We start from the raw sequence: 26396 nt of genomic DNA, 5'->3' as shown, positions 1-26396 counted from the left end.
GCTATTTTTTTGTATCTGCAGTTTTAGCTGCATTTATTTTTTCTAACGTTTTCATAATGTCTCGCCAAGTTAATATCCCTACTGGCATATTATTATTATTATTATCGACAATAGGAATACAAGACGTTTGAGTATGATTAAAAATATCTATCGCATCAAAAACATTAGCGTCAGCTGTTAGCGTGATTAGCTTTCTGTTCTGAATTTGATGGGCTTTTTTGTTTAAGGTCGCTAAATCTCTGGCTAGCTCTCCAGCAGTACCAATATAGGGGCTAAGCGCCTTTAATAGATCTCTGTCCGAAATAATCCCTGATAATTTTTCATTATCAATAACCAGTAAATGATGAAAATTAGCATATTCAAAAATATTTTTTATCGTCAGTAAATTATCGTCCAAAGAAACACTAACAAAGGCTTTAGTCATAATGCTTGCTATTTTCATTCCCCTCTCCCTCTCATCAATTTATTATTAATTATAGAATACATTTCGAAACAACAAAGAGAATTTACTTTATTTAGGGATAATAGATGACAATTCCTCTAACAGTGGCACAATGAGATAAGACTAAAAATAAGGAATATAAATGAAGGGTTTAACTACCTTAATTTTATTGTGTGTTAGCACGATAAGTTATGCCACAGAACAAGCAGAAGAAATATTCAAGCAACTTGCTCCGTCACTTTATCAAATACGACTCATCGATATTGCCAGTGGTGAAAAGTCATCTATAGGTTCGGGTTTCCAAATCAGCAGCGATGGTTTAATAGCAACGAACTATCATGTCATTTCTGGCTATGCACGCCATCCAAATAAATACACCATTGAAATTTTGGATCACCAAGGTAAAAAAGCTCCACTTACCTTACAGAGTGTTGACGTTATTAATGATTTAGCCTTAGTCAAAAGAGTCGCTAATAGCGAAATGCCTTTTTTTGAAATTGCGCAAAGTGTTCCCCACAAAGGTGAAGAACTTTATTCTTTAGGAAATCCACACGACCTAGGCATGATAGTAGTACCTGGCACCTATAACGGGTTGAAAAAAGAATCATTCAATGACCGAATCCATTTTACTGGCTCAGTAAACTCAGGTATGAGTGGCGGACCTGTTGTTAACAAACGTTCTGAAGTTGTGGGAATAAATGTTGCCACGTCAGGTAATCAAATCGGATTTTTAGTGCCACAGGATAAATTGCTTAACTTGTATGAGCGCTATAAAGTATCTGAACCTGAAAATATTAAAGCACAAATGGCGCAACAACTTGCTGATAATCAAGATAAATTAATAACAACATTGCTTAATAGCGAATGGCAAATGCGACCTTTAGGCGAAGGGTTAATACCGGTAGTGAATATTCCTTTTATTCGTTGCTGGGGGGAATCAAATGCAGATAAAGCAGATGCCATTGTTTTAGCGGTTGTGGCCAATTGCTCTTTAGATGAAAATACTTATATTTCAAATGATTTTTTCACTGGCTCAATTGAAATGGAATATCGGTATATGCAAGCAAAAGAGCTTAGCGACACCAAATTTTATCAAATTTTTGAACGCCAACTCAACCAAGTTATGCCGGGTAATAAAGCAGGAAAAGAAGATGTGTCTGAGTTTAAATGTCAGCACGATATTGTTACGCCATCAAACCAGGCAATTACCAACAAATCTGTTTTTTGTACACGCGCTTATAAAGACTTCCCCAAATTATTTGATGTTTTATACATAGCGATTTCTGTTGATAAGGGTGATAAAGCGCTATTAAGCCACTTTACCATTGCAGGTGTTAGCCAAAACAGTGCGCTTAACTTCACAGAGAAATTTATGGAGTCTATCTCATGGAAATAATCATTGAAGAAATCACCCGCGCCCATAAGTTAATTGCTCGCCATAAGTTCATGCAAAGTAACGTTAATATTGGTCGTGGTTATAATAATGATATTATTATGGCAGACCCACATATTTGTGCCCAACACCTTAACCTAAGCTTCAATGGCGAGCATTGGGTCTTAAATGACAAAGGCTCTGTTAATGGTAGCTTCTATGAAGATGGATTTTCAAAAACAAAATCAGCGATTAATGAGCATATCGTTCATTCTGGGCAGGTGTTTGTTATTGGCAAGAGCTTAGTACGAATTGTTTTCCCTGAACATCCTGTGCCTGAGAGCGTCAGTTTCAGTCCTTTTGAAAGCCTTTTAACACTGACAAGGCACCCTATTGTTTTAACGTTAAGTATTATGTTATTTGCCAGCGTCACCGGTTGGTTATTTAATCTTCATAACCCCGTGGAAGTTAATTTCACCCAACTATTAGTTCCTGCCATTGGCATGACGTTACTCTTTTCGCTTTGGCCTGCCGGTGTTGCTTTGGTTTCACATTTAACAAAACACGATGCTCGATTTTGGGGACAGTTAAGTATCTGTTTTGTCTTTTACAATTTAATGTGGTTAAGTGATTTTATTGAAAATATAGTAAGCTTTAATGCTTCATCTCAGTCAATGCTTGGTGTGACTGCTGCCTTATTACCAATCGTATTAGCTTTTTGTTTATTCTGGTTAAATTGCCATATTGGTTTTCACATGAGTAACCAACGCAGAACAGTAATCGCGAGTTGCATGACCTTCTTATTATTTGGCGGTAGCTTTTTAATTAAATTAAGCAAAAAACCTGAATTTAGTATTCAACCAGCCTTTAATAGCACTTTACTGGCGCCAAGTTATTTGTTTACTGGCAGTATTAATGTGCAAGGGTTTATTGAAAACAGCAAAGCATTATTTAATGATGCGCAAGAAGCTGCAAAAAAAGAAAAACAATAATAACTAAATTGCACAAATTAAAAAGGCTAACGAGTAATCGATAGCCTTTTATGTCATAGCATTCTAACTGATTATAGATTATGGGCGAGGGATAAAGCCTACTGCCTCATAAACTTTTGCTAGTATTCCACTCGCTCGAGCAGACGCTTTTTCAGCCCCTGCTTTCATAACAGAATCTAAATAAGCTTGGTTATGTCGAATTTCCTGATACCTTTGCTGAATCGGTTCTAATAAGGCAACCACTGCATTAGCAACATCCCCTTTTAAATGCCCATACATTTTATCTTCATATTGTGGTACTAACTGCTCAACAGTTTCACCGGTACAACAAGACAATAAAGACAATAAATTTGATACTCCGGGTTTTTCTTCAATATTAAAATAGATGTTAGCTTCTTCGTCGGAATCAGTCATGGCACGCTTAATTTTTTTACTGATTTTTTTCGGATCTTCTAATAAGCCAATAAAGTTACCTGGATTAGCATCAGACTTTGACATTTTTTTGGTTGGTTCAAGTAAGCTCATTACCCGTGCGCCAAATTCAGGAATATAGGGAGCTGGAACAGTAAAGGTGTCACCATGAAGATTATTGAAGCGCGTAGCAATATCTCGTGCTAATTCTAAATGCTGCTTTTGGTCTTCACCTACAGGTACACGGTCAGCATTATAAAGTAGAATGTCTGCAGCCATTAATACCGGATAAGTAAATAAGCCAGAATTCATATTTGCTTCAGACTTTTGAGACTTATCTTTGTATTGCGTCATTCGATTCAACTCGCCCATTTGTGTGTAACAATTTAACACCCAGCTCAGCTGAGCATGTTCAGGGACATGCGATTGAATAAATATGGTACTTTTTTCAGGGTCAACACCACATGCTAAATATAATGCTAGGCCGTCAAGTGTCGCTTTTCTCAGGTCTTCCGGGTTTGGGCGAACAGTAATAGCGTGTTGATCTACCAGCATGTAATAGCATTCATGACTATCTTGCATACTCACCCATTGTTTTAACGCACCTAAATAATTACCAATGGTTAAATCACCTGATGGCTGACAGCCGCTTAATACGATAGGTTTACTCATAGTTTCTCTTTATTTAATTAATTTGTTTATAAATCTATTGGCTAACTTTCGTTAATTCAGTGCGCATTTCGTCAATGGCAACTTTGTAGTCTGGTTTTGAAAAAATGGCGGAACCTGCAACGAACATATCAGCACCAGCTGCTGCTATTTCTGCAATGTTATCAGCATTAACACCACCATCAACTTGCAAGCGAATATCACGACCACTAGCAACTATTCGCTCTTTTACTAATCTTAATTTATCTAACGTGGTAGGAATAAATGATTGCCCACCGAAGCCGGGGTTAACTGACATCAATAAGATAACATCAAGCTTATCCATAACGAAGTCTAAGCAATGCAATGGTGTTGCTGGGTTTAATACCAGCCCAGCCTTACAACCGTGGTCTTTAATCAATTGCAAAGTACGATCAATATGATCACTCCCTTCCGGATGAAAGGTAATAATATCAGCCCCTGCTTTAGCAAAACCTGGAATTAAACTATCAACAGGCTTCACCATTAAATGCACATCAATGGGTGCAGTAATACCGTAATCGCGTAGTGACTGACAAATCATTGGGCCAAACGTTAAGTTGGGTACAAAATGATTATCCATTACATCGAAGTGCACAACATCAGCACCGGCAGTTAGGACCTTAGCAACATCATCACCTAAACGTGCGAAATCAGCAGACAAAATAGAAGGAGCAATTAAAAATGAAGACATAGATAAACCTTTTTAGAATATTGCGCGCTATTATAACAATGACCTAAGGGAAAACTCTATAGATTCATTCATCCCTGCACCATTTAACTTAATGATAATGATAAATGTTAATAATAAATATTACTGATTATCATCGAACGAACAATTCTTTTTACTCTACTGTTAGTTTTTTAATATCATTGTTTCTATAAAAGGACTGAAAGAGTGACTAAAATTTTTAAATCATTTACTTAAAAATTTGATTCTATTTCATGCTCTGTTTATGAGCGTTAGCTTTTTAATTGCACCAAAAAAGCTCATTTCTTATAATAATTAAATAGTAACCTTAACTCCCGCTCACTTAATCAATTGAAATTATTAAATAAAAATTTATTACTCTTAGTTGGTCGTACAGGCATCTACCTTGCAGTGTCTTGTGTAGTAATAGAATAGTAAATAAAAAATCCATTATATAAAGAGACTCTCATGAAAAAAACACTATTATCAATATCGTTAACATCTTTACTTGCCGCCACTTCATTGTTGTCGACACAAGCTACGGCCGTCGAAGGTTTATCTGCTAATGTTGGCGCTACCAGTAACTATATATGGCGTGGTGTAAGCCAAACAGATAACGCTGCGGCGATTTCTGGAGGTATTGATTACGCAGACGATTCTGGTTTTTATGCTGGAACGTGGGCTTCAAACATTGATTTTGGTGATGATGCGAGTGCTGAATTAGATTTTTACTTAGGTTTTAGCGGTCAACTCAATGAAGTAGTCAGTTACGATGTAGGTTATATCTATTATGCCTACCCTGACTCAGCACAAACTGACCCTGCAAATGAGTATGATTTTGGTGAAATATATGGTGCTTTGTCTTATTCATATTTTTCACTTTCGGCCAGCTACGGTATTAATAATGATGACGGCGCAGCATTTGCTGATGCCAGTTTATATGTTTCTGCTGATGCTGAATTTGAAGTCGCTGATGGCTTAACATTAGCGTTCCATATTGGTGATTATTCTTATGATGACGCAATGGTTGCAGAAGACTATAACGATTTCAGTGTCAGTCTAAGTAAAGACGGTTTTACCTTTGCTGTATCTGATACGGATATGGATAACGATGACATGAAATTTGTCATTTCTTATGCTGTTGATATCGACTTATAACAATACCAAAGCCAGTAATATCGATTACTGGCTACACTTCCTTTTAAAGACAGTGCAAAAAAATTCCCATCGTAGTAGAATAAAATGTGTGTTGATTTAAAAATAAACGACAGCATAGCTAAAAGACTTAAAACATTATAATAAGGTATTTTTAGCTAGGTAAAAAGTCGATTTTCATCACAATAACTATTTGCATCCATTAGTGAAATTATAAATTTACACCTAATTAAATTAAATTTTAAGGATTTTACATGCAAATAATTATTTTTGATAATGCTGAACAAGTTGCAGAAAATGCAGCCCATTGGGTTAGCGAATTAATCACGAAAAAAGCAAAACCTGTTCTAGGTCTTGCTACCGGTAGTACTCCAATTAGCCTCTACAAACAATTAGTAAACAAACATAATAATGATGGACTGAGTTTTAGTAATGTATCCTCATTTAACCTTGATGAATACCACAATATTAATGCTGATAATTTACAAAGTTACCGTAGTTTTATGAAACAACATTTATTTGATCATGTAGATATAGATCAATCTAATACCTATCTACCTACCTGTACTAATGAACAAAACCCTCGTGTGCAAGGGGTTAGTTACGAAGATAAAATTAAATCATTAGGGGGTATAGATTTACAAATTTTAGGTATTGGTGCGAATGGCCATATTGGTTTCAACGAACCTACTTCAAGCTTGTCATCTCGTACCCGTATAAAAACGTTAACTCAGCAAACGCTAACTGATAACAGTCGATTGTTTAAAGTAGGTGAAGAACAACCTTCAATGGCAATGACCATGGGTATTGCCACGATTATGGATGCACGCTATGTATTATTAATGGCTACTGGAAAAAATAAAGCCAAGGCGGTGAACACAATGATCACTGGCCCAGTATCAGCGATGTGTCCAGCATCAGCATTACAAATGCATGAGAATGCAATTATCTTGTTAGATAAAGCCGCAGCAAGTCGGCTAAAAGATCATGAGTATTATATTTGGGCTAACAAACAGCATCATAAAATAAACGAAGCTTATGGTTTTTATCATAAATATTAACGCGATAAAGCTCAACAAAAGGCGCTAATATTTAATAGCGCCTTTTTAAGTTAGAGCATCAACGTATCTTTTGAAGTTTTTTTCGCTGTACATTTTCATATCCACTATCGATATTAATTGTTCTAAGTTATTTGATTGTTCAGGAAAGAATGCTAAACCAAATAAAAATGCTAACGATAATTAATGTTCTCCAACATGATAAATCTTTTATTGTAGTGCATAAAACCCCTCATGAATGTTTTGTGAAGCGATTTCCAATGTTTGAATTGTTTATCCTTGGACCAATAACAACAAAAATCCATCACCTCCCTATCGACATCAGAAATCAGAAATCAGAAATCAGAAATCATCAGAACGTAGCGTATTTTTTAAGTTAATAGCAAAAGCTTTTAAAAGTTCATCACCAACATTATGACCATACAGATCATTAATTCGCTTAAAGTCGATATTACTAAGGTATAACAATCGTTTCGCGTAATGTTGCTGAAAGCTTCATCATAATCAACGATCAATCTAATCGTTAGATACAACCGATAAATTAGACGTTAATTGGGAAAAACATTTTAAATAAAGTATCAGTAAAAACCAGAGACAAGTATAAAGAGAAACATTTAAGATTGTTTTGGTACGTAAAATAAGCGATTATGATGTTACCATCCGACAAGAATATCTTATGATGCCAACAGAAAATTTATCTAAAAAATCAAATTCTTCAGATAATAACAGTGCTTTTAAAACGACCGCTAAAAGTGTTGGCGCCGCTTTTTTTGGTGTACAAAGTGATAATAATAGAGAGCGAGATTTTAGCGAAGGCAAACTCAGCCATTTTATTATCGCTGGTGTTATAGGTGTTGCTCTTCTTATCGGCGCTTTGATTGCCGTTGTTTCTTTAGTTCTCCCCTAGTGTAAGTTACTTATAGAGAACGAGTAACTCTGCAACTTTATTACGTTTAGTCGCTTTTTGACTGATAGTACGTGATACTTGTATCGTTTTTTGCTTATTCGCGTGTTCATAAATCTTGCGCGTCCAAATAGTGTCATGATTACTGATCAACACTGATATTTTATGTTGCTCAGTGACCTCTTCTGCAATATTCGCTAAGTCGGCTTGTTCATCCAAGCCAAAGCCATTGCCGACATAGCTAGTAAAACTCGCTGTTTTACTTAAAGGCACATAAGGAGGATCACAATAAATTACATCACCCGTTTTTACCCGTGCAAATGTTTCACGGTATCCTTCACAAACAAATGTAGCTTTTTTTGCTTTTTCAGCAAAAAATAGCATCTCATTCTCAGGAAAGTATGGTCGTTTATATTTACCAAAAGGGACGTTATAACCACCTGACTTATTATAACGGCACAAACCATTATAACCATGGCGGTTCATATAAAGAAAAACAAGCGATCGGAAATAGCTATCAGTACTCGCATTAAACTCTGCGCGTAACCGATAATATACATCAGCTTGATTATACTCAGGTGTAAAATATACAGCCGCATCTTTGATAAAATTTTGCGGGTTTTCTTTGATAATGTTGTAGAGGTTGATTAAGTCTTGGTTTATATCATTCAACAAGTAATGTTCAAATTTACTGTTTAAAAATACTGAACCAGCACCTACAAAAGGTTCGATTAAGCGCTCACCTTTAGGTAGCATTTTATTAATCACATCGCTGAGACCATATTTTCCGCCAGCCCACTTTAAAAATGCTCGATGCTTTTTGATCATTTAACCCATTTGCCTTACAACTCATTATTTAAGTATGACGCTTAAATAGACGTTTAAAAAAGAAAACGGATTGTATCCTGATTAGCTTATTATTGGGAGCGTTGATAAGCATTGATTTCATTATTAATTGCTTCAACCGACTTTACCCAAGGTTGATGCACCTGAATGCTACTTGGCAGTAATGTAACAGCTTTTTCAGCCGTTAAACGAGTTTTAAAAACCTCTGAGGTGATCATTAGCATAGTTTGTTGATTAAAGAGCCTATAGTAGCTCTTAATGTTTATATCTTTAAAGTCAGGTATAAATTCTTGATAGACGGGGAGACGCGTAAATCCAGCAATTTGAATAACAAATCCAGTCTGTTCACTCTTATAATAGTTGGCTTTAGCACCCACACTTTCAATTAAGCCAATATTACTTTTAGGTATTTTACTCTGCACATCGCCTGATACAGCGGCGACTAATGTTAATATTGGTGCTATTTTTTTTTGTTTTTTATCCAAAAAAGACTCAAAGCGTTTGGTTTTATTGACTAATTTTGGTGCTATTAACTCAGTCGCGGTACTTTCAGGGTTCATAATCGCTTTAACAATATCTGTAGGCTTGGCGGGGACGTTTGTTCTTTGTTTTACTGTTTGTTCATTTGCAGTTAAAGAGATAAAAATGTCTTCAACTTCTGCCGATGTGCTCAGGTTTTTCTTACTGTAAGCTGAAATAATACTGGTGGAATTTGACGTCACCTCTTGTAACTTAAGCTTTGTATTTACACTAAAAACATCTTGTTGAAACAACCAATAACCTGTGAACGCTAAACAAATGACAAACCCTATAAAAGCCATGGTCCACTTTGTGAATCGATTGAATTTAAAAAAGGATGAGTTACCTTTAAATGCTTTTGAACTCAACGTTAATAATTGTCCTGTTTGACCCGATAATACCGATATTTTTTTATGAAATAATGATTTATTTTTCGCAAGTGTCAACCCTGCTTGGGGTGTGCCTAGCATAAGAACGCTAATGGCATAATTGGCTTTTTTAGCAATGTCTGTTAATTGACATAATTCATGCAAAATCTGTACTGATAAAAACTGAGCGTGCTCTATCACAATATCAATCGTTTGTTTTTCTTGCTTCGCTAAATTGATCACGCTAACAGCCAATGACTGTTCGGGATCAAATAAAGTATCAACGAAGAGTTGTTCAACAATACGACAACGAATTTGTATATCGTTTAATTTAGGTGAAATAGCAATAAAAGCTGCATTATGATCATTACCCAAAGAGCCAAGAAACTGACTCGCTACTTGAGAATAAACATTAGCGTCTTGGTCGACAACCAATACAGCATGCTTTGAAAAGCGTAAAATATAGTCAACACGCGCATTGGCGCTAATCGTGGTAACACTTTGGGGAGCATTATATTCTATGGCATGTGCTTGTGCTTGTGCAGACATGGTTCACCTGTTCTGTATTAAAAATTACAGAATTTGCTGAAGCATGTCCTCACTAATATCATCGCGCATTTCTGATTGACCAATAGCGGTGGGTACAATTAAGCGTAATACACCTGCTAAATTCTTTTTATCACGACGCATGTGACAAATGAATTCTTCAAACCCCATATTTTCAGGAGCTTTTAGTGGTAAATCAAACGCGGCAATTAATGTTTCAATGCGACGAAGATCTGACGCTTCAAGCAAATTCATTGCTACTGATAACTTAGAGGCAAGTACCATGCCAGTAGCAACAGCTTCGCCATGAAGCCAGTTCCCGTAGCCCTGGTCAGCTTCTATAGCATGGCCAAATGTATGACCTAGATTTAATAATGCACGAATACCTGCTTCAGTTTCGTCAGCCGCAACAATGTCAGCTTTACATTGACAACAGGTTTTAATCATTTCAATTAGGGTGTTTTTATCCCCTGATTTTATTTTTTTAATGTTTTTTTCTAACCAAGTGAAGAAATCACTATCACCTAGAATACCGTACTTAATGACCTCAGCCATGCCCGCATTAAATTCGCGAATAGGCAGTGTAACTAAACTATCAATATCAATAAGTACGGCTTTCGGCTGATAAAAAGCGCCGATCATATTTTTACCTAAGGGATGATTGACCGCCGTTTTACCACCGACAGAAGAATCGACTTGTGAAAGTAATGTTGTAGGTACTTGAATAAAATTAATACCTCGTTGATAACATGCTGCAGCAAAGCCAGTAATATCACCAATCACACCACCACCTAACGCGATTAAAGTAGAATCTCGACCGTGACCATTGGCAAGTAAATGCGACATAATCACATCAAAATTTGCTAATGATTTTTGGGCTTCACCATCTGGCAGTATAATTTCATCAACTTGAAAATCCGCTAGCTTTGCTTTTAAAGTAGCAAGATATAACGGTTTAACAATATTATTAGAAACGATACATATCCGTTTTCCACGGATGTGTTGAGTTAGCAGACTATTATTATTTAATAGTCCGCTGTCAATATAGATGGGATAACTGCGTGTGCCGAGTTCAACCTTTAGCGTTGTCATTTTGGGATCTTTTTTTTGAGTGCTTACTCGCTTTTAGAAATCTAAGCGCTCAACAATTTTATGGGCAACAACTTTAGCACTTTGATCATCAGTCTTTACAATAACGTCAGCAATTTCTTCGTATAAAGGATTGCGTTCTACTGCAAGATTTTCAAGTACGGTGCGTGGCTCTTCTGAGGTTTGCAATAATGGACGTTTACGATCACGCTGTGTACGTGCCACTTGCTTGTCTATGGTTGTTTCTAAATAAACAACTATGCCTCTTGCTGATAGACGATTACGTACTTGTGTGCTTATTACTGAACCACCGCCTGTAGCTAAAACAATACCTTGCTTCTCGCTGAGGTCTTCAATCACACCTTCTTCTCTTTTACGAAAGCCTTCTTCGCCTTCAAGATCAAAAACCCATGCGATATCTGCACCTGTTCGGCGCTCTATTTCCTGATCAGAATCAAAAAATTCAAGATGTAGCCTGTCAGCTAATTCTCTACCAATTGTACTTTTACCAGCGCCCATAGGCCCGATAAGGAAAATATTACGTTTTTCTGCCATTAGATTAACTTCAGCTCGTATAAATAATTACGTTTACAAATATGAGGGAACCCCCTCCGAAAATTTTGAGGCCGTAATTATCGCAATTGTTCGGTGTAAATTGCAAGTTAACTAAGACGAAAATAAAATGAAATTACTCAGTAACTCACAAACTTGTTTAAAAACGCTCAGTTACGATGCGCGGTGTCACAAAAATTAATAGTTCTTTTTTCTCATTAAAGTTGTTGCTATTTCTAAATAACCAACCGAAATAGGGAATATCGCCTAAAACAGGTACTTTTGATACGGTACTGATAATTGCTTGTTGATAAATACCACCGAGTACAATTGTTTCACCATTGTTTACTAACACCTGTGTACCGATTCTTTGCGTGTCAATTGCAGGTGCTTGACCATTTTGAACATCAGATACCGTATCTTGAGTAACAACTAAATCAAGGATGATACGATCGTCTGGTGTAATATGTGGTGTAACAGTTAAACTAAGCACGGCTTTTTTAAACTGTGTTGACGTTGCACCACTTGAAGATGCCTCTTGATAAGGGATCTCAACACCCTGCTCAATGTAGGCCTGTTTTTGATTAGCCGTAGTAATTCGTGGACTCGCAATGATTTCACCTTTATTTTCTTTCTCCATTGCACTTAGCTCAAGATCTAGAATAGAGCCATCTGCTAATCGAGCCACTTGAAAAGCAATACTTCCCGCAGGATTGGCTACCGGTAAGTTAACATTTAATCGGTCAGCTAAATTAGGTACCAAGCCACTTGCTGCAGAACTAGCTCCCTCTAACGAGCCAGAACCGGCATATTCGCCGTCAGTATCAGTCACCCCCCAACGTATACCTAACTCTTCATTAATACTGTCTTTAACAGTTACCATACGCGCTTCTATAATAACTTGGCGTACAGGGATATCTAAAACATTTACCATTCGCTTAATATCTTCAATACTTTTAGCTGTATCACGTATTAATAAGGTATTCGTTCGTTCATCAACACTGACACTCCCACGCGTTGATAAAATACTGTTTTCATCATTTTTAATGAGGTTAGCAAAGTCAGTTGCTTTGGCATAATTTACTTGTACATATTCTGAATATAACGGCGCAAGCTCAGCAACTTGTTGTTTTGCTTGTAAGTCACGAGCTTCACGAGCTGAAAGTTCATCACTGGGGGCAACCATTAATATATTGCCTTCCATGCGCTTATCTAAGCCTTTCACTTTTAATATAATATCAAGGGCTTGATCCCATGGAACACCATCTAAACGCAAGGTCACATTACCAGAAACACTGTCGCTAGTGACTAAATTAAAGCCGTTATAATCAGCTATTATTTGTAAAACGGTTCTAACTGAAATATCTTGAAAATTCAAAGAAATAGCTCGTCCACTAAAGTCAGCATCTTCTTCTAAATAGCCAGGCGCCTTATCATTCTTAACAACAACCAATGAAAAAACGTTATTAAGCTGTTGATGTTTAAAGGTAAAGTCACTATTGATATCTACAATCAGTTTTGCATTGCGCCCTTTTTTAAACGTTTCAATGCCCGTGACTAAGGTACCGAAGTCAATAACATCTAATTTATAAATTAAGTCGTCGATAATTTGTGTATTATGAAATTCGATGTACAATTTGCCAAGTTTATCAGTGACATCAACGGCAACCATACTATCATCAAGGTAAACAAGTATTTGTGCTTCGTCATTATCACCCTTACGAAAGTCTATCGAATCAATGTTATTAATGAAGTTATGGCCTAATGGGTTTACCTGAGTAACCGGAGAATCACCAATAGCTTTATTCAGAATTAACGAAAATAAATTTCCATTTTGTTGAATATCGAAAACAGAAAGTTGATCTAAATGCACGGTTGCAACAACTTTGCCAGCGAGTCTTTGAACACTAATATGGCTAACACCCGCATGTTCAACAGAGGTTTTTAGTAAGTTTTTATTGAAATTATCAGCATCAAAAGTGATTTTAATTTGAGCAGGATTCATCACCGTTTTCATTTCAGGTGGGTTGACAATTTCTTTTGTCAATTCAAACTGCAATTGTATTTCGTCATTTTGTAAAGTGTTATATTTGATACCAATGAGATCACTAGACCATGCTGAAATAGCAAACGAATAAAGCATAATTACAGCGACAACACTTCGGGTTATCGCCAATGGAATTAAGTGGTGACTTTTCATTTTATTAAATAGCAACATTACTTCTCTTGCCCCTCTGTACCTGATTTGATCATTTTAATCGTCGTTTCTCGTTCTACCCAACAACCTGCGCCATCAGAAATTAACTCGATAACTTTAACATCAAATGGACTAACCGTCGTAATATGACCATTATTCAGTCCTAAGTAACTACCGACCGCGACTCTATGTAATGTTGCATCAGAAGCTTCTACAAGCGCCCAAATAACATCTTGTTCACCTAAAGTGCCTCGCATTGATAAATTACTCAGTGGATACTTTTCCAGGGGTTGCTTGCGTCGACGAGGATCCGGACTTAAACAGCCCGACATCTGTTGAATCTTCTGCTGAATAGCTTCAGCTTCTGGTTTATCAAATGGGCTTCTTAATGCTTGAGCTGAATAATCAAAGTGACCAAACGTTGATATGGCTGGCATTGCCTCAATGACATTTAGCGTCTTTGATTGCACTGTAGTGATATGAGTCCTTAAATCACTCGTATCATCAAAACAGCCACTCGCACCAATAAGAACCATTATAAGTAATGCTGATTTTTTCATTTTTCTTCAGCCTCTCTATAACGATAAGTTTTTGCCTGTAGTTTTAAACTCAGTAAACCATTGGCCATTTTATTTATATGTACGTCAAAATCATGCAAAGTAACAATGCGAGGTAACCCTGCTATTTTACTAACAAAATTACCAAACTCATGGTACGAACCCACCACTTCAATATCAATAGGAAGCTCAATATAAATTTCACGTGCTATCTCTGGCTGCCAATTGAGTTTCACAAACTTCAACCCACTTGTTGTCCCTACAAAAGTTATATCGTCAAGTAAACCTGGCGTTTCATGACTTTCAGGTAAACGCCTTAATTGATTGGCGAATAAGGCCTCTGCTTCTATCATTTGTTGTTCAAATAATTCTAGATTAGCAGCCACATGATATTTTATTTGATATTGGCGTTTTAGTGAGACTTCTTCTGCCACATAATTGTCAAGTGTGGTTATTTTACTATTTATTAATAGGAAATATCCTAGCGCCAAAACCACTAACGCTATAAAAATAGCCAAGGTTATCTTCGCGGCTTTTGGCCATTGCCCAATATTGTCGGCTTCTAAACCTTCAAATTGTTCAAAGAATTGAGTTAAATCTATGTTCATGATTTATCTCCGTCATTGACCGTTTTCCCGTCTTCTATGCTATTTAATAAACCTTTAATACGCACACGCATTTTAAAGTCACTAAGGAGTTTGTTGTTTGCTTCATTGGTGGTAATAGATTCTAGAATGGCATCAGTAAATAACAGCGAGCTTTCTATTTCTCGAATCATATTCGCTAAATGGTTATTTGACTCACTTTTTCCAATAATTTTAATGCTATTACCTTGTTTCTCTAAACGTGTTAAATAAACACCTGTTGGTACTATTTTTGCTATTTCATCAAGTACTTGTGTACCAACATTTCTGCTTCTCTGAAGCTGTTCCACCACTTCAGTTCTTTTTTGTAACTCTTTTTTCTTTTCTTTTAAATTTTTGATTTTTATAATACGTGCATCTAAAAGTTTAATTTCAGTTTTTAAAAACTGATTCCGTGAGTTTTGACCATCTACACGCATTTGATAAAATTGGCTAACCGCGAAGACTAACGCGAAAGCGACAACGGCAACAACCGTCAATAATGTGAAATATTCACGTTGTTTAGCTTTCTCGGCTTCTTCACGCCATGGGAGTAAATTTATAAATGCCATGGCACAAAGCTCCTCAATGCTAAACCTGCTGCCACCATGTATTGAGCAGCGGTTTTATCGAGCATTTCTTGATCAATACTTTTTATAACAGACATCGATTTAAATGGGTTGGCGATAAAGGTATGAATGCCTAGCTCTTCAGTTAGCAGTGCTTCGAGACCTTCTACATTAGCACTGCCACCAGAAACAATAAGATAATCTATTTTATTTTTACCACTGGAGGTTAAAAACATTTGAATTGCCCGACGAATTTGCTGAGTAAAAATGGTATGAAAGGGCCCTAAAACTTCAAAGGTATAATTAGGTGGTAAGTCATTAGTTATTTTTGCGTGTTCCGCTTCTTCAAATGTTAGATTGTAATAAGAGACAATTGAACGGGTATATTGCTCGCCACCAAAGAGTTGATCACGGCTATAAATATGCGTTCCCGCATCCGTGACAGAAAAGAGTGTCATCACGGCTCCCACATCAACAATAGCAACAATTTTATCTTTTGCATCATCAGGCAATTGCGACAGACTAAGATCATAAGCCCGACTCACTGCATATGACTCTACATCAATCACTTTAGTTTGAAATCCTCCTAACTCTAAAGCAGCAACTCTCGCTTCTACTGACTCAGTACGTGCCGCACTTAATAAAACATTAACCTTGGAGGGATCGGCCTCATTAATATCAAGTTTTTCGAAGTCTAAGCTAACTTCATCTAAAGGGTAGGGAATTAAACTGTCCGCTTCAATTTCAATTTGACTGGCAAGTTCGTACTCAGACAAATTAACATCCATATAGATAACTTTAGTGATAACTGTTTGTCCAGAAACTGCCGCCGCAGCTAACTTCACTGAAGAGGTAATCTCTTTTCTTATTTTAGCGACAACTTTGCCAACAGCATCAATATCTTGGATTTCTCGGTCAATAATAGCCCCACGAGGCATAACTTCTGTTGCTAATGCTTCGAGAATATATCCATTATCACCTTGACCGAGCAAAACCGCTTTTATTGCATGAGAACCAATATCAATACCAAGTATCAAAGATGTATTTTTTTTTAAAAAATTACTGAGCATAACATCCTACTAATATGAATAAATTTACCAATAACAACACCAAATAAATAAATAAATTAAAATAATCTTAATTGTATTGCTATATATTAGGCACAAACTTGGGATAAATACATTTATTACATGCTTTTACAGGATATACTAGCGTTATTAATCGTTTTTTTGTCCAATATTGAGAGAATAATTTAGTGCATTTATTGAAACGTCTCATAAAAGTCGGGCTAATTTTTACATTATTAGCTTGTTTATCTTTAGTTGCTTTATATTTATCAATGCGCAGTGAATTGCCCAATGTGGAATCGCTAAAAGACATGCAATGGCAAACGCCTATGCAAATTTTTAGTGCAGATAATAAGCTAATCAATCAATTTGGCGAAAAAAAACGTATCCCACTAACGCTTAACGAATTTCCGCAGCAACTTATCAATGCTATTTTAGCCAGTGAAGACGACCGTTTTTACCTACATTTTGGTGTTGACCCCATTGGAATAGGGAGAGCAGTTTTAGGCAAGCTTATGGGGAAAAATAAAGGGGGAGCCAGTACCATTACGATGCAAGTTGCCCGAAACTTTTTCTTGTCACGTGAGGTGACTTACACGCGAAAAATTCGCGAAATATTTTTATCTTTTCATATTGAAAGCTTACTGACAAAAGATGAGATACTCGCCCTATATATGAACAAAATTCCACTGGGGCATCGCAGTTTTGGTTTTGGCGCAGCAGCACAAGTTTATTACGGTAAGGATGTTAAAGACCTTACCCTAGCGCAAATAGCTGTTCTTGCTGGCTTGCCTAAAGCGCCTTCTAACTTGAATCCCATAAGGTCTCCCAAGAATGCAAAGGCTAACCGTGGCATTGTTTTACAGCGTATGTATAGCGCAGGATATATCAACTTGGCTGAGTTATCAAAGGTAAACCAAGCGCCTATTACCGGTAAAAGACATAGTGCAAAAATCGAATTAAATGCACCTTACATTGCAGAAATGGCACATCAAGAGATGATAGATCTCTACGGTAAGGAACTCGCTTATACCGGTGGCTATAATGTTTACTTAACCGTGAATTCAACGTTACAAAATGCAGCAAAAAAAGCAGTGGTAGATAATCTACTTGCTTATGATCAACGCCATGGTTATCGAGGTGCAGTTCTTTCTTTACGATCCGACATGAGTGATAACGAAAAAAACATTGCTAATGCCAACCGAAACCTTATCAACTCGGCAGATCAGAACTATGAACTCAGCGATGATGAAGTTTTCCAAGCACTTAAAAAAGTAAAAAATTATCAAACATTAGTCCCAGCCGTGATTATTAGCGTTTCAGAACAGTCAGCAAAGATTAAGTTTTTGGGCGCTGAGAAAAATTCTCGTGTAACGTTGCAAGAGGGTGAAATTTTTTGGCAAGGTATGTCATGGGCACGCGAATTTATCAATGATGAAAAACAAGGAGCAGCACCTAAAATTGCCAGCGATATATTACATTATGCAGATATGGTATTTGTTATTAAAACGACACAAGGTTTTACATTAAGCCAGCTACCAGAAGTTAGCTCTGCTTTAATTTCTTTATCAACCGATAATGGCGCAATAAAAGCGGCTATTGGCGGATTTAGCTTTCAACAAAGCCAATTTAACCGAGTAACGCAAGCAAAACGCCAAGTAGGTTCTAATATCAAACCTTTTATTTATTCTGCTGCTTTAGACAATGGGTTTACGTTAGCAACATTGGTTAATGATGCTCCTATCAATCAATGGGATAAAAGTACAGGTGTTGTTTGGCGTCCAGAGAATTCGCCACCAATCTATAATGGTGATATTCGTGTTCGATTAGCGTTAGCACAATCTAAAAATGTTATTGCCGTGCGACTATTAAGAGCTGTTGGATTAGACAAAATAATTCCTCATCTAGCTGCTTTTGGTTTTGTACCCAATGAATTACCCCGTAACGAATCGTTAGCACTGGGCTCGGCATCTTTAACACCGCTAGAAGTGGCCACTGGATTCGCGACCTTTGCCAACGGTGGGTTTTTAATTAAACCTTATTTAATTGACAGAATTGAAGATTCTTTTGGCAAAGTGCTTTTCCAAGCGAATCCTGCTATTGCCTGTGAATATTGTCTAGTAGACAATACTAAACAAGGTATTGCTCCCACTTTGAAGGCTTTTGCCATATCACCCAAGAAAGAGCCACTCCCGCTTATCAAAGCGGCGCGAGTAATAAGCCCACAGAATGCGTTCTTGGTTACACAAGCATTAAATGCAGCAATTTGGGGTTCAGACTGGCGAATGAAACCCTATTGGCAAGGAACAGGCTATCGAGCCCAATCATTAAAGCGACATGATATTGCAGGAAAAACAGGTACAACCAATGAATCAAAAGATGCATGGTTTTCTGGCTTCAGCCGTCGGTTAGTTACAACATCTTGGGTTGGCTTTGACAATCCAGGAAGAAACTTAGGGAGAACTCGTTATAATAGTAATCTTGATAAAAATCAAGTTACTGGCGGAGAAGCAGGTGCAAAATCGGCACAACCAGCATGGATAAAGTTTATGGAAGTTGCCTTGGTTGATTACCCAGAAGAACCTTTTGTTCAACCCGTTGATATCGTCTCGGTACGCATTGATAAAAGTACGGGTAAACTTACTAATAAAACCGATAAATCTAGCTTTTTCGAATATTTTCAGTTTGGTACTGCACCAACCGAATCGGTAACACAAGACAACAGTAGTGAAATACTCGACGGCTCACATTCTCTTGATGAAAGCAGTAACAGTGACATTTTTTAATTTAACAACACATTACCTAGCAATATAGTTAATGTGTTGACTTAATTTATGTAATTATTGTGCATTAATTTTTTTATTTTGCTGTATAACTTTCATTTGCGAATATTTTCTTACGTAACAAAACATTTAATTGATCTTTTTATCTCTTTTATGAAAATAAATCCTACTTTATGTTAAGTAAATTAACTGCATAATATAAAAGCTATTATAGAACGATTAAATATCAACACTTCAACTAACCAATTGTAATAAAAGAACTAAATTCAACAAAAAATATTATAACATAAAATATTCATCCCTAAATATTTATTCACATTTATCTCCTCCCCCCTACTATAAATGAAAGTTATAATGAAAACTTTCACAACGAAAGAAATTTTACTTTCGTTTTGCCTAATAATCGCCTAAAATTGCGTTCTCAAACATGTTTAATAAATAAATGTTCACCATCATACTTTTAGGAGAGTATTCGCTATGGCTTCTTTAGAAAGCTCAATTGATTTATCTGTATATGGCATCAATGATGTTGCCGAGGTTGTTTACAATCCTTCTTACGAGTTACTCTTTGCTGAAGAAACAAAGTCTGATCTTACAGGTTTTGATAAAGGCGTAGAAACCGAGCTTGGCGCGGTTAATGTCGATACCGGTATTTTTACTGGTCGTTCACCTAAAGATAAGTACATTGTTCGCGATGATACAAGTCGTGATACTGTTTGGTGGTCTGATCAAGGTAAGAATGATAACAAACCAATGACGCAAGAAACTTGGGATCATTTAAAGACTTTAGTGACAACTCAGCTTTCTAAGCAACGCTTATTTGTTGTTGATACCTACTGTGGTGCAAATGCCGATACCCGTTTAAAAGTTCGCTTTATCACTCAGGTTGCGTGGCAAGCTCACTTTGTTAAAAACATGTTTATTCGCCCTTCGGATGAAGAGTTGAAAGATTACGAACCAGACTTCATCGTAATGAATGGCGCTAAAACAACGAATGATAAGTGGCAAGAACAAGGGCTTAACTCTGAGAACTTTGTTGCCTTTAACCTAACTGAAAAAATTCAATTAATCGGCGGTACTTGGTACGGCGGAGAAATGAAAAAAGGTATGTTCTCAATGATGAACTACCTACTCCCTTTAAAAGGCATAGCTTCAATGCATTGTAGTGCTAACGTTGGCGAAGATGGCGATGTTGCGGTATTTTTTGGCTTGTCAGGCACAGGTAAAACTACACTGTCTACTGACCCTAAACGTCAGCTTATTGGCGATGACGAACATGGTTGGGATGATAATGGTGTTTTCAACTTTGAAGGTGGTTGTTATGCTAAAACAATCAATTTAAGTAAAGAAAATGAACCTGATATATACAATGCTATCCGTCGTAATGCACTATTAGAAAATGTTACTGTTGATTCAAATGGTAAAATTGATTTCGACGATAACTCTAAAACTGAAAACACGCGTGTTTCATACCCCATTGATCACATAGAGAATATTGTTAAACCAATTTCTCGTGCGGGCCATGCGAAAAAAGTTATTTTCTTAACTGCCGACGCTTTTGGTGTTTTACCACCTGTTTCAAAATTAACGCCAGCCCAAACTGAATATTACTTCTTGTCTGGTTTTACAGCAAAACTAGCGGGAACCGAGCGTGGTATTACCAAGCCTACCCCAACATTTTCGAGTTGTTTTGGTGCAGCATTCCTAAGCTTGCACCCAACACAGTATGCTGAAGTTTTACGCAAACGTATGCAAGCTGTAGGCGCTGAAGCTTACTTAGTGAACACTGGCTGGAATGGCACAGGCAAGCGTATCTCAATAAAAGCCACACGTGCAATTATTGATTCTATTTTAGATGGCTCAATAGATAGCGCTGAAACGACTGTTTTACCTTTATTCAATTTAGAAATCCCAACGAAAGTTGACGGTGTTGAAGGTGATATACTTGACCCTCGCGATACTTATACGGATAAAGAAGAATGGGACATTAAAGCAGTAGATTTAGCTAAACGCTTTGTTAATAACTTTAATAAGTTTACCGATACTGACAATGGTAAGTCATTAGTCGATGCCGGACCTCAGCTATAACTTTTACGTTATAAATAAAAAGCCGCTAAACGTTACCGTTTAGCGGCTTTTTTATGTTCAGGATGAACGGTATGTCACGATCACATGGATGTGAAAGAGTGACCATGTTCAGGATGAACGGTATGTCACGATCACATGGATGTGAAAGAGTGACCATGTTCAGGATGAACGGTATGTCACGATCACATGGATGTGAAAGAGTGACCATGTTCAGGATGGCCATTCTTAGGCATCCTTGCACGTCAACGGTATAACGCGGTGCCATGACTGCAGGGATGAACAGTTACCGAGATAACGAGGAGGTTAAGCTAAAAGTAATACGATAATAAAATTTACTTAATCGGTAATAAAACTTTTGCAGACAAACCACCTTCTTCACGGTTAGTTAAATGAACGTGCCCACCATGAGTGTTCACAATTTTCTTTATTATTGCTAAGCCTAAACCACTTCCTTCTGTGCCTCGCGCTATATCTCCTTGAGTAAAAGGTTGAAATAAACGTTCTATATCTTCTTCAAGAATACCCGGACCGGAATCACACACACAAAAATAAACAGACTGTTTATTATCTGAAATTCCCGTAGTAATCTCAATATCACCATCAGAGTAGCGTAAAGCATTTTGTATAATATTGGCAACAGCCCTTTTCATTGCGACAAAACGCAGCGGTATTTCAGGTAACTCTTGTTCCAAAAACTTTATCTGGCGACCAGAAATCATCTCCGTTTGCATAACATCATTAATTAAATGATTAAGATCGCAAAGCTCAGGCTTATCTTTACTGTTATGGCGAATGTAATCGATAAACTGATCAATAATACTGTTCATATCATCAATATCGCCTTCGATACCCTCTTTTAAAAACTCATCTTGTGTTGACATCATCTCCGCCGCAAGGCGAATTCTGGTTAATGGCGTGCGTAAATCATGAGAAATTCCGGCCATCAATAAGTTACGATCGTCTTCAAGCTGTTTTATACCTCGAGACATATGATTAAAAGCTTGAGTTACCGCAACAATTTCAGTAGTACCTTGTTCAGCTAACGGTTGAGGAAATTCACCACGACCAACATCTTCGGCAGCTTTTTGTAGTGCTTTTAAGGGGCTATTTATTTGCCTGACAAATAACCAGCCACCAATAACACTGAGCAAGCCAAGAAAAATTAACACCACAGTAAGCGGAGAAAAGTTTGCTTCTTCTAGACCTGAAAGGGGAATCCTGATCCAATAATGTGGTGATTGCGGAGGCCTTATCCAGAATATATATTGCTCCCCTCCTTGGGTAAGTCTCAGTTCAGCATCGCCATCAAGTAATTTTGACATCTCTTTAGAGCGATGTGCAAGATAGGTAGCTTCTGCCAGCCCTGACGATAATGCGTCACTTTCACGATAAACTTCAATACCCGTTTTTTCTTGAAATGATCTTGAAAATGCCTTTCTAAGCAGATCATCATCAATATCAATAAGCACAACCCGTACTTGTTTTGCTAACAACTCATTAGTTAGCTGAGTATTAGGTTGGATGATGTAATAAACCATAGATACCCAAGAAACAACTTGATTAATCAAGAGTAAAAAACCGATCAGCAGAACGGTTTGCCCAAAAGCACTACGTGGTAATATTCTCATGGCTTACATCCATCGTTTGACATTACGTTATATGAAGTGTTTATCAATATTAAAATTATTGAGCAACATCTTTACCCTCAGGAACAAAAACGTAACCTAAGCCCCAAACGGTTTGAATATAACGAGGTTTAGCGGGGTCTACTTCCAGCATTCTTCTTAAACGTGAAACCTGTACGTCAATACTACGCTCTAATGCTGAATAATCTCTGCCACGTGCTAAGTTCATCAATTTGTCACGAGAGAGAGGCTCTCTAGGGTGTGTAATAAGTGCTTTTAAAACAGCGAATTCACCACTGGTTAATGGCATATTGATATCGCCTTTTACCATTTCTCTTGTTGCAAGGTTTAGCTGATACTCGCCAAACGAAACAATATTTTCTTCTTGTGATGGCGCACCTGGTGCCTCTTGAACTCTTCGTCTTAAGACCGCTTTAATGCGAGCTAATAATTCTCTAGGGTTAAACGGTTTAGGCATGTAATCATCCGCCCCCAGTTCCAAGCCAATAATACGATCCACTTCATCACCTTTTGCGGTTAACATCACAATTGGCATATCATTAGATTGTTGGCGTAAGCGACGACAAATAGATAAGCCGTCTTCACCGGGTAACATCAGGTCTAATACTAACAGGTGGAAGTTTTCTCTCTCGAGTAAACGATCCATTTGCTCTGAGCTTGCCGCGGTACGTACAACAAAACCTTGTTCAACTAAATATCGCTCTAGCAGCGCTCGAAGGCGCATATCATCATCAACTACTAATATTTTTTTAGTTTCATTACTCATGGGTTTTCATCCTATAATATTCTCGCGTTTACTATAATCTAAAAAAAGTAATAATAAAGCTGCTGTTAAGAATTAAAGTAAAGGTATTTGTTACAATTTATGAAATTTGCCTTTTTACAGGTATAAGGAGATTGATGTTTTCAGTACCACTTAAAAGTTCCAATAGAGTGAAGTTCGTACAAATAAAAGGCTGATAATTGTTTTTTGAACTCAATGACTAAAAATACTGGGGTTTGAAGGGCTTTTAGTGAGGTCATTTTGTTTCTAGCTATTTCGACCTTCATTGATATGGTTCAGAGGACTTAATGTTATGGTTCTAGTTAAATAGAGCCATAACTTTAATGTTTTGGTATTTTTACCATAAGAACAAATATCTGAGTATGTGTTGATCACAGAAAATAATACGTGAATAGACATGACTAATGTGATTTTCAGACACAAAATGAGATTGAAGCATTTTTATGATATTCACTAATGCCACATTCGAGACATTAGTTTTAAAGACAATCAACACTTCGGATTAGGTTTTGTATCGGTAACACCCAAAAAACAGGCTAATTAACGGTCGCTAAAATTAGTAACAAAACGTAGCCACCGTTACATATTATTATTTATTTTCTTATTAGCTTTTGTTTAATGAATAATCTACGTTATTAAAAGGCCAACTTGTTGAAATCCATCCGTGAATATCGTCCTTAATCTCTTCAAATTGTGGAGTAGATAAAAATTCCTTTATAACCCATATAAAGACAGCAGCATCACTATCCTCATCATATGTTTGACTGATATAAAAGCATCCTATTAATTTTTTTTCTGCATCGAATATATGAAAAGTAAAATTCTCCCTCTCATTAAATGCGGTTAAATCACCAACTAAAGACTCTGTGTTTTCCTTTAACGTAAATTCATCAGAAGGCCACTCACTATTTAACTGCTCCCGAATAAACTCCTTTGCAGACATTAAAGCCTCAAAGTCGAGTTTTGTAAATTGAGGACTAACTTTAACAAAACTAAAGTTAGAAGTTGCCTTTCCCAAAGGAACAACAAATGAGTCAGGGACAAACTTCACATCTTTTGATATAAATTTAAATGACAACAAGCCTAAGAGAAACAAACCTAAACAAGACAGTAAAATTTTACGAACCATACAACATCCTTATTTAATAGGTATTTTTCGATTAATTGATTATGCCTTGTAACTAAATTTTTGCAAATATTCATAAACTTTTCGTATAAAGTTATCGTTATTTTTTTCCAGATTCGACAACTTATGAGTTAGTGTAAATAGACATAACTAGTGAAATTTTGAGAACAAAAATGAGATTGAGACGTTTCGATAAAATTCCCTATTGCCACTGAGCGGTCATTACGTGCAAATTGTAAAAACAAAGTTTGGATTATATTTTGTATGGGTAAAGCCAGTGTAGCGGCTGACGTAAGACTGTAGATCCTGCCTCTTATTGTTCTATTTTTTCCCCTATAATTTCAGCAACTTTTTCTTTGTCTAAATGAATATGACCATAATTGGCCTGAATATATATGCCGCCAAACCCCTTTGTCGCATATAACATTTCAAATACATTTATACCTCTCATTTTACCAACTTTACAGTCGAATTCTGTTAAACGTAAAGCCAAATCTGAATTAGTGTAAACAACAATATAAATGATAATAAACAAGAAGTAAGCCATCGTGTATCAAGTAAAATTAAGGAACTACAGAAATCGGGTGAATTATAAAAGCTAGTTAAAGACGCTGAGATAAAAGCTTTATTACTAGGTCAAAAGTACTTTTGACTAAATAATTATTAATATAAATCCCTACAGTCCGCTCTTGGCAAAAAGACGTCCTTAAAATGCAAATTTTAGTTTATATGAAAGGTCAGCAATGTGGCAAAAGTGATCAATCTCATTTGGTGATTGGTAATATCAATCATTATATGCAGTCACATATCTATAAAGATACGGTGATATTTACTCTGTAGAAATAACCTGCTCTGTGTTAGTAACGTTGACTGTTTTGCTAAAATTTAGAGATAAAAAAGACGCCTAAGCGTCTTTTCTTGAATTCTCGTGAAAACTAAAATCAGCAATCATACAATGCCTCTTTTAGGTACAGCGATACAACACCTGTTCTGTGTTAGTAACGTTGACTGTTTTGCTAAAATTTAGAGATAAAAAAAGACGCCTAAGCGTCTTTTCTTGAATTCTCGTGAGCACTAAAATCAGCAATCATACAATGCCTCTTTTAGGTACAGCGATACAACACCTGCTCTGTGTTAGTAACGTTGACTGTTTTGCTAAAATTTAGAGATAAAAAAAGACGCCTAAGCGTCTTTTCTTGAGTTCTCGTGAGAACTAAAATCAGGAACTAGTCAATGATTTTAGATACAACACCAGCACCAACTGTACGACCACCTTCACGGATAGCGAAGCGTAAACCTTCGTCCATCGCTACTGGGTTGATAA

The 26396-nt window shown here is 36.7% G+C and carries 25 protein-coding genes; 7 read left to right on the top strand and 18 right to left on the bottom strand.

Features of this window, described 5'->3' with window-relative positions; all coding sequences use genetic code 11:
* Position 1 precedes the first annotated feature (1 nt).
* A complete protein-coding gene (locus H4J52_RS03235) occupies positions 2-442 on the bottom strand; it encodes a CBS domain-containing protein (RefSeq protein WP_182178979.1) in 441 nt (146 codons plus the stop codon).
* Positions 443-584: 142 nt separating this feature from the next.
* On the opposite strand from H4J52_RS03235, the gene H4J52_RS03230 reads away from it, so the two are divergent.
* The gene (locus H4J52_RS03230; RefSeq protein WP_182178970.1) at positions 585-1838 is read left to right on the top strand and encodes a serine protease; all 1254 of its coding nucleotides are present in this window, start codon (positions 585-587) and stop codon (positions 1836-1838) included.
* Positions 1829-2806, top strand: coding sequence for an FHA domain-containing protein (locus tag H4J52_RS03225; RefSeq protein ID WP_182178968.1), 978 nt, complete (start codon positions 1829-1831; stop codon positions 2804-2806). The genes H4J52_RS03230 and H4J52_RS03225 overlap by 10 nt, the downstream gene beginning before the upstream one ends.
* A 78-nt stretch (positions 2807-2884) precedes the next feature.
* On the opposite strand, the gene trpS is transcribed toward H4J52_RS03225, so the two are convergent.
* Together trpS and rpe are read right to left on the bottom strand one after the other, a co-directional pair.
* On the bottom strand, positions 2885-3889 hold the full coding sequence (gene trpS / locus H4J52_RS03220) for a tryptophan--tRNA ligase (protein WP_182223843.1): 1005 nt from the start codon (positions 3887-3889) through the stop codon (positions 2885-2887).
* 34 nt (positions 3890-3923) lie between these two features.
* Positions 3924-4598, bottom strand: coding sequence for a ribulose-phosphate 3-epimerase (gene rpe / locus H4J52_RS03215; RefSeq protein ID WP_182178964.1), 675 nt, complete (start codon positions 4596-4598; stop codon positions 3924-3926).
* Positions 4599-5063: 465 nt separating this feature from the next.
* Here rpe and H4J52_RS03210 point away from each other — a divergent pair, with 465 nt between their 5' ends.
* Positions 5064-5753, top strand: coding sequence for a TorF family putative porin (locus H4J52_RS03210; protein ID WP_182178962.1), 690 nt, complete (start codon positions 5064-5066; stop codon positions 5751-5753).
* Positions 5754-6004: 251 nt separating this feature from the next.
* Entirely contained in the window at positions 6005-6811 is an 807-nt protein-coding gene (nagB, locus tag H4J52_RS03205; RefSeq protein WP_182178960.1) for a glucosamine-6-phosphate deaminase, read from the top strand.
* 339 nt (positions 6812-7150) lie between these two features.
* Here nagB and H4J52_RS20370 read toward each other — a convergent pair whose 3' ends face one another.
* The gene (locus tag H4J52_RS20370) at positions 7151-7276 is read right to left on the bottom strand and encodes a diguanylate cyclase domain-containing protein (protein WP_182178958.1); all 126 of its coding nucleotides are present in this window, start codon (positions 7274-7276) and stop codon (positions 7151-7153) included.
* Positions 7277-7484: 208 nt separating this feature from the next.
* Between H4J52_RS20370 and H4J52_RS03195 the strand changes: the two genes are divergently transcribed.
* Complete coding sequence (locus H4J52_RS03195; protein ID WP_259366534.1) at positions 7485-7715, top strand: DUF2970 domain-containing protein; 231 nt, start codon at positions 7485-7487, stop codon at positions 7713-7715.
* Between the two features lie 6 nt (positions 7716-7721).
* On the opposite strand, the gene H4J52_RS03190 is transcribed toward H4J52_RS03195, so the two are convergent.
* From H4J52_RS03190 to H4J52_RS03150, 9 genes are all read right to left on the bottom strand, one after another.
* Positions 7722-8540 carry a Dam family site-specific DNA-(adenine-N6)-methyltransferase gene (locus tag H4J52_RS03190; protein WP_220460640.1) on the bottom strand — a complete coding sequence of 273 codons (819 nt, stop codon included), beginning with the start codon at positions 8538-8540 and terminating at the stop codon, positions 7722-7724.
* A gap of 89 nt (positions 8541-8629) precedes the next feature.
* Positions 8630-9994, bottom strand: coding sequence for an SPOR domain-containing protein (locus H4J52_RS03185; RefSeq protein ID WP_182178951.1), 1365 nt, complete (start codon positions 9992-9994; stop codon positions 8630-8632).
* Positions 9995-10018: 24 nt separating this feature from the next.
* Positions 10019-11083, bottom strand: a complete 1065-nt coding sequence (gene aroB / locus H4J52_RS03180; protein ID WP_182178949.1) for a 3-dehydroquinate synthase — start codon at positions 11081-11083, stop codon at positions 10019-10021.
* Between the two features lie 33 nt (positions 11084-11116).
* Positions 11117-11635 carry a shikimate kinase AroK gene (gene aroK, locus H4J52_RS03175; RefSeq protein WP_182178947.1) on the bottom strand — a complete coding sequence of 173 codons (519 nt, stop codon included), beginning with the start codon at positions 11633-11635 and terminating at the stop codon, positions 11117-11119.
* A 157-nt stretch (positions 11636-11792) separates the two neighbouring features.
* The gene (locus tag H4J52_RS03170) at positions 11793-13850 is read right to left on the bottom strand and encodes a type IV pilus secretin PilQ (RefSeq protein WP_259366533.1); all 2058 of its coding nucleotides are present in this window, start codon (positions 13848-13850) and stop codon (positions 11793-11795) included.
* Positions 13850-14389: a pilus assembly protein PilP gene (locus H4J52_RS03165; protein ID WP_182178945.1), complete on the bottom strand. Its 540-nt coding sequence runs from the start codon at positions 14387-14389 to the stop codon at positions 13850-13852. The genes H4J52_RS03170 and H4J52_RS03165 overlap by 1 nt, the downstream gene beginning before the upstream one ends.
* The gene (locus H4J52_RS03160) at positions 14386-14994 is read right to left on the bottom strand and encodes a type 4a pilus biogenesis protein PilO (protein ID WP_182178943.1); all 609 of its coding nucleotides are present in this window, start codon (positions 14992-14994) and stop codon (positions 14386-14388) included. Before H4J52_RS03160 ends, H4J52_RS03165 begins: the two co-directional genes overlap by 4 nt.
* Positions 14991-15581, bottom strand: a complete 591-nt coding sequence (locus H4J52_RS03155) for a PilN domain-containing protein (RefSeq protein WP_182178941.1) — start codon at positions 15579-15581, stop codon at positions 14991-14993. Before H4J52_RS03155 ends, H4J52_RS03160 begins: the two co-directional genes overlap by 4 nt.
* Positions 15569-16648, bottom strand: coding sequence for a pilus assembly protein PilM (locus H4J52_RS03150; protein WP_182224221.1), 1080 nt, complete (start codon positions 16646-16648; stop codon positions 15569-15571). Before H4J52_RS03150 ends, H4J52_RS03155 begins: the two co-directional genes overlap by 13 nt.
* Positions 16649-16833: 185 nt before the next feature.
* Here H4J52_RS03150 and H4J52_RS03145 point away from each other — a divergent pair, with 185 nt between their 5' ends.
* Both H4J52_RS03145 and pckA read left to right on the top strand, forming a co-directional pair.
* Positions 16834-19431 (top strand): penicillin-binding protein 1A, encoded by a 2598-nt coding sequence (locus H4J52_RS03145; RefSeq protein ID WP_182178937.1) that lies wholly within the window; start codon positions 16834-16836, stop codon positions 19429-19431.
* 474 nt (positions 19432-19905) lie between these two features.
* On the top strand, positions 19906-21516 hold the full coding sequence (pckA, locus tag H4J52_RS03140) for a phosphoenolpyruvate carboxykinase (ATP) (RefSeq protein ID WP_182178935.1): 1611 nt from the start codon (positions 19906-19908) through the stop codon (positions 21514-21516).
* 332 nt (positions 21517-21848) lie between these two features.
* Here pckA and envZ read toward each other — a convergent pair whose 3' ends face one another.
* From envZ to H4J52_RS03115, 5 genes are all read right to left on the bottom strand, one after another.
* A complete protein-coding gene (envZ, locus tag H4J52_RS03135; RefSeq protein ID WP_182224220.1) occupies positions 21849-23144 on the bottom strand; it encodes a two-component system sensor histidine kinase EnvZ in 1296 nt (431 codons plus the stop codon).
* A gap of 55 nt (positions 23145-23199) precedes the next feature.
* Positions 23200-23928: a two-component system response regulator OmpR gene (gene ompR, locus H4J52_RS03130; RefSeq protein ID WP_182178926.1), complete on the bottom strand. Its 729-nt coding sequence runs from the start codon at positions 23926-23928 to the stop codon at positions 23200-23202.
* Between the two features lie 622 nt (positions 23929-24550).
* Positions 24551-25075 carry a hypothetical protein gene (locus H4J52_RS03125; RefSeq protein ID WP_182224219.1) on the bottom strand — a complete coding sequence of 175 codons (525 nt, stop codon included), beginning with the start codon at positions 25073-25075 and terminating at the stop codon, positions 24551-24553.
* A gap of 310 nt (positions 25076-25385) precedes the next feature.
* Positions 25386-25523, bottom strand: coding sequence for a hypothetical protein (locus tag H4J52_RS03120; protein WP_182224218.1), 138 nt, complete (start codon positions 25521-25523; stop codon positions 25386-25388).
* Positions 25524-26298: 775 nt separating this feature from the next.
* A partial coding sequence (locus H4J52_RS03115) for a hypothetical protein (RefSeq protein WP_220460028.1) occupies positions 26299-26396 on the bottom strand: 98 nt, incomplete at its 5' end.

It is taken from the genome of Colwellia sp. MB02u-14, from assembly GCF_014076915.1.
Classification (GTDB): domain Bacteria; phylum Pseudomonadota; class Gammaproteobacteria; order Enterobacterales; family Alteromonadaceae; genus Colwellia_A.
Note: the sequence above shows the minus strand (reverse complement) of the source record. Positions and strands in the feature narration are given on the sequence as shown.